Annotated in this window: 14 protein-coding genes; 9 read left to right on the forward strand and 5 right to left on the reverse strand. The window is 65.0% G+C overall.

Annotated elements, in window-relative coordinates:
- The first annotated feature begins 235 nt into the window (after positions 1-235).
- From WKC72_RS20815 to WKC72_RS20835, 5 genes are all read left to right on the forward strand, one after another.
- Positions 236-1,411, forward strand: a complete 1,176-nt coding sequence (locus WKC72_RS20815; protein WP_037231763.1) for a sterol carrier protein — start codon at positions 236-238, stop codon at positions 1,409-1,411.
- On the forward strand, positions 1,401-1,799 hold the full coding sequence (locus WKC72_RS20820; protein ID WP_052033099.1) for a Zn-ribbon domain-containing OB-fold protein: 399 nt from the start codon (positions 1,401-1,403) through the stop codon (positions 1,797-1,799). Before WKC72_RS20815 ends, WKC72_RS20820 begins: the two co-directional genes overlap by 11 nt.
- On the forward strand, positions 1,796-2,584 hold the full coding sequence (locus WKC72_RS20825; RefSeq protein WP_037231764.1) for an enoyl-CoA hydratase-related protein: 789 nt from the start codon (positions 1,796-1,798) through the stop codon (positions 2,582-2,584). The genes WKC72_RS20820 and WKC72_RS20825 overlap by 4 nt, the downstream gene beginning before the upstream one ends.
- Positions 2,585-2,589: 5 nt before the next feature.
- Positions 2,590-4,758, forward strand: coding sequence for an acetate--CoA ligase family protein (locus tag WKC72_RS20830; protein ID WP_370178824.1), 2,169 nt, complete (start codon positions 2,590-2,592; stop codon positions 4,756-4,758).
- Positions 4,759-5,109: 351 nt separating this feature from the next.
- Positions 5,110-6,123 carry an ABC transporter substrate-binding protein gene (locus WKC72_RS20835; protein WP_370178826.1) on the forward strand — a complete coding sequence of 338 codons (1,014 nt, stop codon included), beginning with the start codon at positions 5,110-5,112 and terminating at the stop codon, positions 6,121-6,123.
- Here the strand turns inward: WKC72_RS20835 and WKC72_RS20840 are convergent.
- Positions 6,113-6,484: an MFS transporter gene (locus WKC72_RS20840; protein ID WP_370178828.1), complete on the reverse strand. Its 372-nt coding sequence runs from the start codon at positions 6,482-6,484 to the stop codon at positions 6,113-6,115. The two genes, WKC72_RS20835 and WKC72_RS20840, sit on opposite strands and share 11 nt — an antisense overlap.
- A 143-nt stretch (positions 6,485-6,627) precedes the next feature.
- Positions 6,628-7,128: a hypothetical protein gene (locus tag WKC72_RS20845; protein ID WP_370178830.1), complete on the reverse strand. Its 501-nt coding sequence runs from the start codon at positions 7,126-7,128 to the stop codon at positions 6,628-6,630.
- 459 nt (positions 7,129-7,587) lie between these two features.
- On the opposite strand from WKC72_RS20845, the gene WKC72_RS20850 reads away from it, so the two are divergent.
- The 4 genes from WKC72_RS20850 (at position 7,588) to WKC72_RS20865 (ending at position 11,223) form a co-directional block, all read left to right on the forward strand.
- Positions 7,588-8,775, forward strand: coding sequence for a serine hydrolase domain-containing protein (locus WKC72_RS20850; RefSeq protein ID WP_370178832.1), 1,188 nt, complete (start codon positions 7,588-7,590; stop codon positions 8,773-8,775).
- 287 nt (positions 8,776-9,062) lie between these two features.
- Complete coding sequence (locus WKC72_RS20855) at positions 9,063-9,728, forward strand: HEAT repeat domain-containing protein (protein ID WP_370178835.1); 666 nt, start codon at positions 9,063-9,065, stop codon at positions 9,726-9,728.
- Between the two features lie 14 nt (positions 9,729-9,742).
- Positions 9,743-10,768 (forward strand): MerR family transcriptional regulator, encoded by a 1,026-nt coding sequence (locus WKC72_RS20860; protein WP_370178837.1) that lies wholly within the window; start codon positions 9,743-9,745, stop codon positions 10,766-10,768.
- A 296-nt stretch (positions 10,769-11,064) separates the two neighbouring features.
- Entirely contained in the window at positions 11,065-11,223 is a 159-nt protein-coding gene (locus tag WKC72_RS20865; RefSeq protein WP_167344030.1) for a hypothetical protein, read from the forward strand.
- 230 nt (positions 11,224-11,453) lie between these two features.
- Here the strand turns inward: WKC72_RS20865 and WKC72_RS20870 are convergent, their stop codons facing one another.
- From WKC72_RS20870 to WKC72_RS20880, 3 genes are all read right to left on the reverse strand, one after another.
- Positions 11,454-12,602, reverse strand: a complete 1,149-nt coding sequence (locus WKC72_RS20870) for an acyl-CoA dehydrogenase family protein (RefSeq protein ID WP_370178841.1) — start codon at positions 12,600-12,602, stop codon at positions 11,454-11,456.
- A 74-nt stretch (positions 12,603-12,676) separates the two neighbouring features.
- The gene (locus tag WKC72_RS20875) at positions 12,677-13,861 is read right to left on the reverse strand and encodes a CaiB/BaiF CoA transferase family protein (protein WP_370178844.1); all 1,185 of its coding nucleotides are present in this window, start codon (positions 13,859-13,861) and stop codon (positions 12,677-12,679) included.
- The gene (locus WKC72_RS20880) at positions 13,858-15,081 is read right to left on the reverse strand and encodes an MFS transporter (RefSeq protein WP_370178846.1); all 1,224 of its coding nucleotides are present in this window, start codon (positions 15,079-15,081) and stop codon (positions 13,858-13,860) included. The genes WKC72_RS20875 and WKC72_RS20880 overlap by 4 nt, the downstream gene beginning before the upstream one ends.
- Positions 15,082-15,108 lie beyond the last annotated feature (27 nt).

Below are 15,108 nucleotides of genomic sequence, written 5' to 3' on the forward strand. Positions count from 1 at the left end.
GGTGAGCTGGACGAGGACGCTGTCGCGGATCTCGGAGGGTTCTTCGATGACACGAAGAACATGGTCGTTTCCGGGCGAGGGTCGCGTCCGAGCAACCGCTGATCGAGCAGCTTCCTTCGTATGGAACGTGATTCATCGGGCAGTACCGGCAGAGCGTGCTGCTGCACCCTACAGGCCTGCTTACCAAACCGAATTCAGTTTGACAGATCGGATCAGCAAGGTTACTTTCAGTCGCGTGACTGCGCATCGGAGATGGTCGGCGAACACCGCGGTAGTGGGCTTAGGCGTAACGGCCATGGGAAAGATTTACGGGCGAACCTGCGCGGACTTCGCAGCTGAGGCGATCGGCCTAGCCCTCGACGACGCGGGACTGCAGAAGAGCGACATCGACGGGCTGCTGCTCAACGGCAACGGAAACCTGGACATGGACCCGCGCCTGCAGTTTTCGCTGGGGTTCGAGGATCTGTCGATCATGAACTCGATGAGGGCATTCGGCTCGACAGTCGGCTCGATGGTCCAGTACGCCAGCCTTGCTCTGGAAGCGGGCTTGGTCAATTACGTGGTCCTGGTATACGGCGACACCCCACTGAAGCCCGCTGTCGGTGCGGGTGCCGCGTACGCGGCACGCGGGGTCTGGGACGGGATGAATGTCCTCAAGGCGGTGTATGGCGAGTTCGGTGGAAATGTCCCCTACGCCTTGGCCGCGCGTCGGCATATGGAGCTCTACGGCACCACGAGCGAGCAGCTCGGCGGAATCGCAGTGGCCCAGCGCGAGTGGGCACAGATGAACCCGTACGCGCAGATGCAGAAGCCGATGACGCTCGAGGACCACCAAGCCTCGCGCATGGTGGCCGACCCGTTCCACCTCTTCGACTGCTGTCTGGTCTCCAACGGTGCCGTTGCCGTCGTGATGACGACGGCCGAACGCGCGAAGGACCTGCGGCAGCCGCCGATCCACTTGAAGGCTGCGACGCAAGCCGCGCCGGGGGACAACCAGATATCCGGACGCGACCCGGGGATCGTCACGGGCGCGCAGCAGGCCGGCGAGCAGGCCTTCGCGCTTGCGGGGATAACGCGCGACGACGTCGACATTCTCGAGCTCTACGACTGCTACACGTACACGGTCCTGGTGACACTGGAGGACTACGGCTTCTGCGAAAAAGGCGAGGGCGGTGCGTTCGTCGCGGACGGCAAGCTCGGTCCCGGTGGCTCGCTGCCCACCAACACCGGCGGCGGGCAGCTGTCGGGCTACTACATGTGGGGCTTCACCCCCCTTTCGGAGGCCATCATGCAGGCACGGGGACAGGCCGGCGAACGTCAGGTGGCGAAGAACGACATTGTCCTGGCCAGCGGCAACGGTGGCGTCCTCAACTTCCACTCGACAACGATCTGGAGCAAACATGCCGACTGACGCCCCGGAGCTCACTTACGACGATGCCAGCGCCCCGTTTTTCGAGGGCGCGGCCCGTGGCGAGCTCATGCTGCAGTTCTGCGAGTCGTGCGAGGGATACATGTGGCCGGTGAAGTACCGCTGTCTGCATTGCTTCGCGCCGACCGTTGTGTGGCGCGCCGCGAGCGGCAGGGCAACGTTGTACAGCTTGTCCGTCGTGCACCAGGCCCACCCGAGATTTCCCGGTCCGTACGTCCTGGCAACGGTCGCAACGCGGGAGGGCGTCCGGTTCAACGCCTCGCTCGTCGGCGAGAACGCCGCGAGCACGCCGATCGGGTCGGAGCTCGTTGCCGTCTTCGACCACACCGAGAAGCCGTTCACCGTTCCCAGATTCCGGAGAGTCTCATGAGCTATCAATTCATTACCTACGAGAAGCGTGACCGCGTCGCGGTCGTGACCCTCAACCGGCCGGAGTCGATGAACGCCCTCCATCTCGAGGCGCACCTCGAACTCCAGGAGGCGTGGGAAGATTTCCGCGACGATCCAGACGTGTGGGTTGCGATCCTGACCGGTGCTGGTGATCGCGCCTTCTGCGCGGGGAACGACCTCAAGGTCACGGCCGAGCGTACGGCGCGGGGTGGCGACGTCCAGGGCGAGGCCCGCCCCCCGTTCGGGCGCATTACCCGCGACTTCGACTGCCCCAAGCCCATCATCGCGGCGGTCAACGGTGTCGCCGCCGGCGGCGGTCTCGAGCTCATCCTGGCCTGTGACATCGTCGTGGCGTCGGAGCATGCCCGCATGGGACTTCCCGAGCCGAAGGTCGGCCTCTTCGCCGGTGCCGGGGGCGCTCACCGGCTCGCACGTCAGATCCCCTTCAAGGTGGCCATGGGGATGCTCTTGACCGGCGACCTGATCGATGCTCCCGAGGCCCATCGGATCGGGCTGATCAACGAGGTCGTTCCCCACGAGGAGTTGATAGCGACGGCGCAGGCGTGGGCCGACCGGATCATCAGATGTTCGCCGTTGTCCGTGCAGCTCACCAAGGAGGCGGTTTTCGACGCCCAGTTCCTGAACATCGACGACGCCTTCCGCAAGGACAACGGCCGCCGCGACCGGTTGCTGGCCTCGCACGACTTCGTCGAGGGGCCACGCGCCTTCGCCGAGAAGAGACAACCCGAATGGACAGGACGCTGATTGACATGACCGGGACCCACTCCCTTGGCGCGCTTCTCGCGCCCCGCAATGTCGTCATCGTCGGTGCGTCGGAGCGCTCCGCCTGGTCCGCAGGGTCGTTCTCCAACTTCGCTCGGCTGGGGTTCGAGGGACAGGTGCATCTCGTCAACAGGAAGGGCGGCACCGTCCACGGACAGTCGGCGCACAAGTCGTGCTCCGAGATCGGCGAGCAGGTCGACCTCGCCCTGCTGCTGGTGGCCGCCGAAGCCGTCCCGAACGCGCTGCGCGACATCGCCGCTGCCGGGATCCGCTTCGCCGTGGTGCTAGCTGCCGGCTTCGACGAGATCGGCGCCAACGGTCGTGCCCTGCAGCACCAGATCACCGAGCTCGCTGTGGAACTCGGGATAACTTGCGTGGGACCGAACTGCCTGGGGTTCATCAATCTCGTCGACAAGGTGCCCGCGTGGTCCGGCCGGATGGCCGAGCTCACCACAGGCGGAATGGCGGTCGTGTCGCAGAGCGGCGCGACCGCACACACGATCGCGGCCTTCGCAGCGCAGCAGAACATCGGCGTCAGCCACGTCATCTCAACCGGCAACGAGTCGATGGTCGATACGACCACGATGGCCACCATCCTCATCGAGGACGAGCGGGTCCGCTCCGTGGCGATGTTCATCGAGTCGATCCGCGATGCCCGAACCTTCCGAAGTCTGGCGCGGCGAGCGGCCGAGCTCGGCAAGCCGATCGTGGCGCTCAAGATCGGCTCGAGCGAGCTCGCCGCCGAGATCGCTCAGAGTCACACCGGTGCACTCGTCGGTGACGACCGTCTGGTCGATGCGGCGCTTCGGCAGTTCGGGGTCATCCGGGTCAGGTCTTTGGAGCAGCTGGTGATGACGGCCGGGCTGCTGTCACGTACCGGCCCGCTGGCCAAAGGTGACCTGGGTGTCGTCTCGATGTCCGGCGGCGCCTGCGACCTTGTGGCCGACCGGGCCGATGCATCGGGTGTCAGGCTTCCCGTCCTCGCGGACGCGACGAGGGCGCGGCTCGCCGAGTTGCTGCCGGAGTTCTGCACCCTGCGCAACCCGCTCGACTCGACGGGTGCAGCGTCGGCGAAGCCAGAGCTCTTTCGCGACTCGATCTTCGCGATCGCCGATGATCCTTCGGTGGCGATCGTCGCTGCGATCCACGTTCATCCCACCGAGGAACGTGGCGAGGCGATCAAGGCGCGACTGCGGATCGACGCACCGGCATTCGCCGGTTCCGCCACGCCGGTAATCCTGCTGGACCAGACGATCGCGACGATGGACCCCGGGACGGTTCGCAATCTCGAGGAGCTTGGCATCCCGCTCGCCATGACCGGTCTTGACCACGTGGTCGAGGCGGCTGGCCATGCGATCTGGTGGTCGCAGTGGCTTCGCCAGGACCACCTGCCTACAGCGAGCGCACCGGACCTGTCCGACCTCGCGGGGGCCGGTGGGGTGTGGAGCGAGGCTGAGTCGCTGGCGCTCCTGGTCGAGCACGGTGTCCCCGCGGTTCCGTATGCCCATGTCAGGGGCGAGGAGGCGGCCGTCGAGGCGGCGGGTCGGCTCGGTTCGCCCCTGGTGGTCAAGCTCGTGTCGCGCGATATCGTCCACAAAAGCGACATCGGTGGAGTCCTCCTCGGCCTGGATTCGCCCGAGGCCGTCCGACAGGCGTATCGCCAGGTGCAGGCTGCGGTGCTCGCAGTACCGGGCGCGCAGTCCGAAGGTGCTCTGATCTCATCGATGCGATCTGGAGGCGTGGAGATGATCGTCGGGGTCGTGCGCGACCAGCAGTGGGGGCTCACTCTCGCAGTCGGCCTTGGTGGTGTCCTCGTGCACGTCATCGACGACAGTGCGCTGCGGACCCTTCCCGTGAGCGAAACCGACGTGCGACAGATGCTGTCGGAGCTGCGCGGCAAGGCTCTGCTCGACGGGGTCCGCGGCTCCAAGCCCGTCGACCTCGATGCGTTGGTGGCTGCGATCCTCAACGTCGCCAGCCTGGCCGAGCGGGTCGGCGACTCACTCGAATCCATCGAGATCAACCCGTTCCGCGTGCAGGGCTCGACCGTCGAAGCCCTCGACGCATCGATCGTCTGGGCGCCCAGCGGCAATGCTCGTGACCAAGCGGAAGTCGGTGAGGCGGGCGGCAGGGTGACAGGCGCTTCGTCCCGGTGAACTCGTCCACCGGTGCGACGAGTCGCCTGTCACCGCCGTCCGGACAGACGATTGACATCACGCCTAGACCAATCTAGATTCAAACTGATTTCAGTTCAAGTCAAGCGTAGTGCCGTTCGTTCACACGAGGGAAACCGGCCCGCTCTTGCAACCCCGGCGGCGGACAACGTGCATCCATGGTCACACGTATGCATGCACGTCCCGAGCATGTTGCTGCACTGGTCGGATCGTTCGCGGCGTACGCGTTCCTTCTGTGTGAGACTCCTCGCTCCGTCTCGAATACGCAGGTTCGCATTCGTCGAACCGATACGAAAGGGCTTGCATGTCATGAGAAGTGTGCAGATAAAGCTGATGACGGTCGCTGTGATCGCTGCTTTCGCCTCCGCCGCTTGCGGATCCGGCGGTTCCGGCGCCAACCAACCAGTGTCCGGCGGCTGGGACGACATCGTTGCAGCCGCCAAGGGCGAAGGCAGCGTGCTGCTGTACTCGAGCCAGAAGCCCGCCAATCTCGACGCTCTCAAAGTGGCCTTCGAGCAGGAGTATCCCGAGATCTCCCTCGAATACGTCCGGGGAACCGACGCCGATATCAACCCGAAGGTCGAGGTCGAGAATCAGACGAAGCGTGGAACCGCTGACGTGCACATGCTGACGGACGCCGCGTGGATCGAGACGGCCGCCGAGTCGGGCACCTACTCGACCGATCTCGTCGGCCCGGCATTCGATGCGCCGGAGTACGAACCGCAGAAGAGCATCATTTCCGACAAGTTCTTCTTGACGAGTGCGGCGGTGTTTTCTCTCGGATGGAACACGACAGCACTTCCGAGTGGTCTGCAGAAGCCGACGGATATGCTCGATCCCGCGTTGAAGGGCAAGATCGGAATCGTCAACCCGTCCGGTATCGCCTCGTACGTCGATCTCTACCGATTCTACGAGAAGAACTTCGGCGAAGATTTCCTCCAGCGACTCGCAGAGCTGAAGCCACGCATCTACCCGAGTGCACTGGGGGTCGCTCAGGCCCTGACGTCAGGCGAGATCGTCGCAACCCCTATGGTGCAACCCCTGGTGCGGGAAAAGGAATCGGGCGCACCGGTGGACTGGGCATTGCCCGATCCTCGGTGGGGAACTCCATGGTTCACTCACGTCCTCTCCGCGGCGCCGCACCCGAATGCGGCGCAGGTGCTGGCGAACTTCATGGCGACCCCCGCCGGTCAGAAGGCGCTGTCACTCGGCTACGCGAGCGCCCTTCCCGGCATCGAAGGAAGCGTCGCGCGAGCCCAGGACATCGCGCTGCCCAACCCGTCCGATCTGACACCCGAATCGCTCACCGAATACCAGTCCGGCTGGGAAAAGCGATTCATCCAGTAGGTGCCTGCTTCTTGCGCGATCCGATGCAAATTCTCGGCTCGATCTGCAGGTGAGGCATCAGCGTTGCGACGATCCTGGCTGCGGTCAGCCACAGCGGGGACTCCGGAACGCCGAGGCGGAACGAGAAGATCAGCAGAGCGGGAACAGCGCTGGCGGCGAGCATGTATTGCCAGGACTCGCCGCCGAGCTGGGTGAGTAGGTAGCCGACGAGGTAGGCGGCAACGTAGCCGGTGGCCCAGGCCACCGCGAGCAGGCTCATCAGCCGGCCGCGGAAACTGCGAGGGGCTTGTTCGGTGACGAGGGACTTGCTCACCACGTAGTCGGCGCCGAGGACCACCCCGATCAGGAGCGGCGTGGTCACGTCACCCGCACGTGCAGCGAACGGTACGGGACGCCGACAATATCTACGAGGAACGGATTTCGGTTCCAGTCAGTGGTGTGTGGGGCGGGCCCATTTGGTCGACGCGTGGCCATCGAGGGGGAAAGTGTTGCGTGCGGCCGCTACTACGGCTCCGCGTCATCAGGATCTGTGAGCGTGGTGGTGGGGGTCGGTGTGGGTCTCGTCGTCCGCGTCGGCAGCTCTGGTGGTGGCGGCAGCGTCCAGGTGATGGTCGGCTCCGACGAGGGTGTCACCGGGAGCACCTCGAACGCCGTTTGCACCACCATCGACGGGATCGGCAGGCACCGCAGCCCGGCCACCTGGAAACCGCGACTGCCGCGGTTCGGCACCGCCGCGCGGAAGTCGGCGACACTGCCGACCTGACGGGTCTCGCCCAGGACACGATCGCCGAACTCCACCGCCCACGGTCCGCCGCAGGTCGAGAGATTCGTCGCGTAGTACCGGATGCGGTCGCCCGGCTGCCCGCGCGGCGGAGTGAGGGTGAGGACCGGCCCGGCGGGATCGAGCATGCGCGCCGCGTCCCTGCCGGGTTCGCTCGACGCACCGCCGCCGGTGTGGACTGCAAGCAGGAGAACAACGGACCCGAGCAATATCGTCGTCGTCAACCAGGGTGTCTGTCGCAACGGTCTCACCTCGCACCTCAATTATGCGGCTTCGCGGCCTCGGTGCACCGAGTCATTCCGCGGGCGGTGGGTGATCTCGTCAGATCCCCAACCGCGGGTTGATGGGGAGCTGACAGGCGCCGACTGTGGCGGACGCGCTGACGCCTGCGGTCGCGGCGACCCTGTCGCTGTGTTCCCGAGCATCGGGAGCGCGTGCAGGGGTTCATGTTCGGGGTGCAGCTGGACGAGAAGACCCACTGCAGCCCACGTTCAACGGCTTACGTCGCCCTCGGTTCCGGAAGGCCAGGTCAGGACGTCCCGTATATCCGATCGACTGCACAACTCGACTGAACGGTGGCCTGCGAATAACGGTCGGAACCTCCCTGGGTTGCGACAGTCTCCGCCTAGAATCCCATTGAGCAGCGACTCCCGCTCGACCCTCCGCACGAAGGGATCGACCCCATGAGCTTGTCGACTCGTATCCGGCTGCGTCGAACGGCCACCGCGCTCAGCATCGTTCTCGTCTTCGCCACCATTTCGTGCGGATCGGAGGATCGCAGCAGCGAACAGCAATCGACGGAGCACGGTCCTGACGTCGTGCACACGGACGATCCCGATACCGGCAAGATCGTCGATATTGTTCGCGGCAAGCTGGCGGAGCTCGATCTCAGCGGCGCCGTATTCGGCGTATGGCGCGGTGACGAGGAGATCGTCGCCGGAGCTGTGGGTGAGTCTCCTCTCGGCGTACCCGCGACGCGTGACATGCAAGTGCGAGTCGGCCAGCCGATGGAGCCGATGCTGTCGACAGTACTGTTGCAGCTCAACGAAGCAGGAACGCTGAGCCTGGACGAGCCGATCGACAAGTGGGTGCCCGACTTTCCGCGCGCCGACAAGATCACCCCGCGGATGCTCGCCAACAGCACTACTGGTATTTCGGACTACGTGACCAACCCGGAATTCCTGAAAATCTTCTACGCAAATCCGATCAAGGGCTTTACGTCTCAGGAAATCTTCGACTTGGCCAATTCCCGCCCGCCGCTGTTCGAGCCGGGGACCAGCTTTGCCTACGCGCACAGCGATCTGTGTCTGCTCGGGGTGGTACTCGAGAAGGCGACGGGAAAGCCTCTGGGCGACCTGCTGAAGGAGCGGATTTTCACGCCGCTCGGGATGGATGAGAGCAATGTGATGCTGACACCCCAGATGGCTGAACCGACCCTGCACGGCTATACGAACGAACGGGGCGTCTTCGAGGACTCCACGTTCTGGAGTCCCACGGCGTTCCTCAACAGCGGCAACATGAACTCCACCGTGTCCGAAGTCGCTCGTTGGGTTCGTGCGCTCGGCACCGGTGAGCTGCTGTCCGACGCGGCGTTCACGGAGATGATGGCGGACAAGACCGCCGGGCTGGGCCCGCTGACGGCGGACAAGTACTTCGCATTCGGAACCGTTCACTTGAGCAGTTGGCTGCTCATGAACCCGGCCTTCGGGGGCTACAACGGCGTCGCTCTCTACGAAAAGGAGACAAAGACCACGATCGTCGTATACGTCACGCTCGGACCGACGGCCAACGCAAACAACAACAATGCTGTGCCGATCGGCAACGAGATCGGTGCCGTTCTCCTCCCCGACAACCCGCCGAAGGTGCCCTGACCGACCCGGTACCTGCTTGGTCGGTCGGACCGTCCCGACGAGCCGCCTCGCGGTGGTGAAAACAGTCGAGAACCCCTGTCGCCGAGACTGTTCGAGTCGGTCGTCGGGACGATTCGCATCCTTCAGGACTGTCGACGCAGGGTGCACTGCGCAGCAGGGCACGGTCGGGTTTCTGTTATTCGGTGGACCACCTGTGCCACAACCGCATCCTCCATCTGATCGACGCCTCTGACAAACGAGGCTTGACCCTGACACAGTGACAAGGACTCGAATGGTCGACGAAGGAGGTGGTTGTCGTGAACACAACCAGCCACGGTGGGTCGAATGCTCACCTCGTCGACGCTCTGGCCGCAGCCGACCCGTCGGTTCGGCTGCGGGCGGCGCTCTCTGCAGGCACGCGCCCTGATCCGCGTCTCACGGACACTCTCGTCGATCGGTGCGCCGTGGAACCGGACTTCTTCGTCCGCGACATGCTGACCTGGGCATTGTGCCGCCTGCCGACCGAAATCACGGTGCCGAGACTGGTCCGAGAGCTCGGTTCCGACACCGCGCAGGCCCGCAGTCAGTCGCTGCACACCCTGTCCAAGATCGGAGATCGGCTCGCCTGGCCCGCCGTGTCGGCACTGCTGCACGACGAGCACGACGACGTCGCGCGCAGTGCTTGGCGGGCGGCCGTGGCACTCGTGCCGCCCGGCGACGAGGCTGCGCTCGCGGCCGATCTGGCGACCGAACTCGGACGGGGCGACCAGCACATGCAGCTCAGTCTGAGCCGTGCGCTGGTGGCACTCGGGGACGTTGTCCTACCGGCCCTCGACGCAGCCGGGACGAGTTCAGATCCGCGCGTTCGTGCGCATGCGGAGGCGACGACGCAGCTCTGTCACGACCCCGACAGCGGGTTCACCCTCGCGGTCGAGACGGCGAAGCGTGTCGCGGTCGTCGGTCCGGACACGTAGAAGGAGGAGATGGGATGTTGATCGGTGAGGTCTCTCGGCGTTGTGGTGTCAGTGCACGGATGTTGCGCCACTACGACAGGTTGGGACTGGTGAAGCCCACAGGCCGCACGTCCGGCGGCTACCGAGAGTACTCCGCCGACGACATCCGACGGCTCTTCCACGTCGAGAGCCTGAGAACACTGGGACTGTCGTTGAACGAGGCCAAGCGGGCACTGGACGAGCCCGATTTCGCACCGGCAGATCTGGTGGGAGACCTCATCCGACATACGCGCCAGCGGATCGCCGCCGAGGAGGAACTGCTCGGCAAGCTCGAACGCGTCGACGCCGCCTCGCCGGCGGAGTGGGAGGACGTCCTGCGCATCGTCGGTCTGTTGCGCGCGCTCGAATCGGAGTCCGCGGCACGTCGTCAACAAGCGATCCTGTCGCAGAACGAGAATTCGTCGCTGCCCGTCGAAGCATTGGTCGAGGCCATCCTGTCGGAGGACGACCCCAATGTGGCCGGAGCGCTGCAGTGGTCGCTGGCGCGGGTCGCCGGCCGGGGACTCGCGGATCTGGCCAACGGTCTCGACGCCGAGGAGGTCGACGTCCGGCGTCGCGCCACTGCCGCGATAGCGGAAATCCAGACCCCGGAGGCAACGGTTCAACTGAGACGAACTCTCCACGATTCGGACGCCACGGTCCGCGGTTACGCAGCACTCGCGCTCGGTTCTCGCGGAAGCGTCGACTCCATCCCCGCCCTGATCGAGATGGTCGTCGAGGGGCGCCGCGACGTCGAGGCTGCCGAAGTGCTGGGCCTGCTGACGACGGTGTCACCCTCGGCCGACGACATCGTCGAGGTCATGCAGGACAAGCTCGACAACGCCGATGATTCGCCCACGCGGTTGCGGATCACGCAGGCGCTTGCCGAGATTCCCGGCACGGCAGCACAGAGGGCACTGGACAGGCTGACCCACGACGGCGACCGGACGATCGCGTCCACTGCGGCAGCGATCGTGAACACGCAGGACCGCGGACGGAGACAGATCGTTGACGGTCGGTGACCCAGGACGTCTTTTCGACGGCCGGAGAGTGTCGTGGTATAGGCTGTGTGCATCGGTACGCAGATGTGCACCGCACGGCCATCGCCCAGGGTGGGCACGTCGCCTTCTCTGATCCGTCGCCGACACCACGCCCGATGACGAGCCGAACGTGTGTCCGTGTTCGTCCGGCCCGGTCCAGGTTCACGCCGACCGCGCCCACGGCATCACGCGGACCGCGGAACATTTCGAACACTGATTTCCCCGGTCGACATCACGCCTGCCGGCTGCACCCATCACACCTGAAACAAAGGAACCGAATGACCATCGATCACGACAAGTCCGAACTTCCACTTTTCTCCGCGCAGCGAACGCTGACCCACAGCACCCCAGAGCCCGTCCACGAGGCGCCGCGCACCGGTGATTCACCCATTCCGACATCCGCCGAGATCCACCGGTCACTCTTCAGTGACGAATGAGCGAACGCTGCACCATACCGACCAGGTCGCACCCGACGTCTCTGACGTGTGAGCTTCCGGATCGGCAGTGCTGCGCCGCTCACCGGTGAGGCCGACTTCGTCTCCGCCAGTGCAGAGTTCGTTCACGAGCGGTGCCGGCTACTGCACGAGATCACCCCTTCTGTGAGCCCGGGCCCGGCACGATGACCATCGGGGCGAGACAGTCGCCGAACTGCGGCCTCGTCGACGTCTCAGAGATCCAGTGATTTCGAGACGACACTCTTCATGACCTCACTCGTGCCACCGAAAATTCGGGACACGCGTGCATCGGTGTACAGCCGGGATATCGGATACTCGCGCATGTAGCCGTAACCACCGTGCAATTGCAGGCACCGGTCGATCACCCGGGACTGCATCTCCGTGCAGAATAGTTTCGCTTTCGCCGCATCGGCCGCGGTGAGGGTGCCCGCGTCGAGAGCGGTGATGGCGCGGTCTACGAGCGCCTGGCCGGCTTCCAGTTCGGTGGCGCAGTCGGCGAGCACGAATTTGGTGTTCTGGAAGTCCGCGACTCGTTGTCCGAACACCTTGCGCTCCTTGACGTAGTCGATCGCCATCTGCAGGGCGGCCATGGCCGTCGCCTGCGCGGTCACCGCGATCGTCAGTCTTTCCTGGGGCAGGTTCGCGGTCAGCATGGTGAAGGCACCTCCCTCGGTTCCGAGCAGGTATTCCGCGGGCACGCGGACGTCGTCGAACAGCAACTCGGCGGTGTCCTGTGCCTTGAGACCCATCTTGTCGAGGTTGCGTCCGCGACTGAATCCGGGCATTCCGGATTCGACGACGAGCAGTGACAGCCCCTGACGACGGTTACCGCCGCCGTCGGACGTGCGGGCCACCACCACGACGAGGTCGGCGTTGATACCGCCGGTGATAAAGGTCTTCGCGCCGTTGAGGATGTAGGAGTCGCCGTCGCGCACCGCGGTGGTAGTGATGCCCGCCAGGTCGGAACCGGTGCCGGGTTCGGTCATCGCGATCGAGCTGACCAGTGATCCGTCGGCGAACCCGGGGAGCCACCGTGCCTTCTGATTCTCGTCCGCGAATTCCAGGAAGTACGGCAGCACCGTGCACAGGTGCACCTGGAGGCCGCCCAACGTCGCTGCGGCGTAGCCGTTTTCCTCGAGCACGATCGCATTGAACCGGAAGCTGTCGACGCCGCCGCCGCCGAACTCCTCGGGGATCTGCAGGCCGTTGATGCCGATCTCAGCGGATTTTCTGAACAGTTCCCGTGGCACGAGCCCGGCCGCCTCCCACTCGGGGATGTGCGGCACGATCTCCTTGCCGACGAACTGCCGCACGGTCTGCCGGAACGCTTCGTGGTCCTCGGTGTAGATGTCTCTGATCATGGTCTCTCCTGAATCGGGTACGGGTAGGGGAGGAGTCGACATATTGCCGGTCCTCGTTGTCGAGATGGCAAGTGCTAGGGGAGGTGAATCACGCGCTGCGCCTGCAGATCCGCGATATCCTCCGGCGAGTAGCCGAGCCGGCCGAGGATTTCCGCCGTGTGCTGACCGAGGGTCGGCGCACCCGCACGGCTCGAACTGGGGACGCTACCCAGGTTCCACGGTGCCCCCAGCGTGGTGTGCTGTGTGCCGTCGGCACCGTCGACCTCGATGAAGAGACCGGTGGCCACCACGTCGGGGTTCTTGCGCACCTCGTCGTAGCTGCTGATGCGCCCGGCGACAATCCCGTTCGGGGTGAGCAGGTCCATCGCCTGGTCGGTGCTCTGATCCGCGAAGGCGGCACGCAGCTCGATGAGTAGTGCTGATCGGTTCCGGACCCGCGCCGCGTTGGATTCGAACCGCTCGTCCCGTGCCAGGTCGGGGCGTGCGATCAGTTCGCACAGCTTCGCGAAGTGCGGTGCCGAATAGGCGGACAGCACGATCGCGCCGTCCAGTGTGGGCATGATGTCGGCTGCCGGGGCCACGGTCGGTTGCCCGTTACCACTGCGCACCGGTGGTTTGCCGGTCAGCAGGTATTCACCCCAGTTGGGTCCCTGCAGGTGCACTGCCACCTCGAGCAGGGAGACCTCCACCTCGTCCCCGGTTCCGAAGCGAAGCCTGCGGACGTAAGCGCCGAGGATCGCCTGCGCAAACACTTGGGCTGCGGCAGCGTCGACGACCGGGAAGCCGACTCGCTGCGGTTCGCCGTCGGCTTCACCGGTGACCCACATGATTCCGCTCTCGGCCTGGGCGGCGATGTCGAGGCCGGCTCGTTGCTTCGATGGCCCGTGTAGCCCGAATCCGCTCACCGTCGCATAGATCACCTGGGGGTGCGCCGCGCGGACGGCGGCAGCACCGAGCCCGAAACGCTCCATCACGCCCGGTCGTAAATTCTGCACGACGATGTCGGCATCGGCGACGAGCCGGTGTGCGAGCTGCTGTCCGCGCGGAGTCGCGAGGTCGACGGCGACGGCGCGCTTTCCGCGATTGTAGGTCCGCAGAATTGCCTCGCCGTAGAGTCCGATCGTCCGGGCCGCCTCACCGGTCACCGGCTCGACCTTGATGACATCTGCGCCCAGGTCGACCAGGATCTGCGTCGCAGCCGGAGCCGCGATGAACTGCCCGAAGTCGACTACCCGCACACCGTCGAGTGGCTGGTTCACTTCGACACCTCCACTCGTGCAGAGATTTTGACCGCGTCTCGATCTGGCCGCACCAAGAACGTGGCGGCCAGGCCGCCGAAGACCATGAGCAGTCCGGTGATCGCGAACCCCTGACCGTAACCGCTCGCCTTGTCCGCCGCGTCGCCGACGAAGTGGCCGAGCAGGAGCGGCGCGATGACACCGGCCATGCTGTAGAACGCGACGAGGCAGCCGAGGATGGTGCCACGCTGCTTGGGGTGCACCAGGTCGCCGACGGCGACGAAGGCCACCGCGTACGCGGCGGTGTTCAACGAGAATGCAAGCGTAATGAGGACCATCTGCAACGGCCCGGTGCCGATCGTGGTGAACAGGAACATCGAGACTCCAGCGGCGACGACCAGACCACCGGTCAGATATCCCCTGGTGATCCGCCGTGAGACGCCGCGCGCGGTCAACGTGTTCGACAGAAGGCCCGCGCTGATCGAGGCTACGGCCGCGACCGCGTACGGAAGCGTGATCAACCGTCCGGCGGTGATCGTGTCGTAGCCCAGACCGTCGGACAGGAACAGCGGCAGCCAGGAAATCTTCAGGGTGGTGGACCAGTACGAGAAGAAGGTCAGCAGTGCGATGCCGACGATTGTTCCGGTGGTGAGCAGGACTCGGTACGGCGCCTCCGCCGGAAGGTCGGCCGCTGCAGTGGTCTCCGGATTCCGGGTAGTGACCGATTCCGGGGCGTCCTTGCCGAGGAGGAGCCAAGCGATCGACCACACGAGGCCCGCCGCGATGAGCACTCCGAAGGCGGCGTGCCAGGACCACGTGACGATCACCCAGGTCAGGGTGGGTGCTGCGATGAGCGGTCCGATGGATGCCCCGGCGGCCACGACGCCGGCGGGCAGGGCGCGCCTCTCCGGCGGGAACCACGAGTGCACGACATGGGTTGCCAGCGCGAAGGCGGGACCTTCCGCGAATCCGAGCATGATGCGGCAGGCGAGCAGGACAATGAGGCTGACAGGACCGAGCAGCGGCAACATCGTAACGATCCAGACGAGCATGACCGCAGACAGTAGCCAGCGCACGTTGATCTTCGAAGTCAGTGCACCGATCACGATGGCGCCGACGGCGAAGAGCCAGAAGAATGCGCTCTGCACCATCCCGAACTGTTGGGGCGTGAGTCCCAGATCCTTCATGATGTGGACGCCCGCGAAACCGAGAACCGCCTTGTCGGCGAAATTCAGCAGCATGAAGACCAGTAGCAGAAGCGTTATCGT

This window comes from Rhodococcus wratislaviensis (assembly GCF_041228765.1).
In the GTDB taxonomy this organism is placed as follows: domain Bacteria; phylum Actinomycetota; class Actinomycetes; order Mycobacteriales; family Mycobacteriaceae; genus Rhodococcus_F; species Rhodococcus_F wratislaviensis.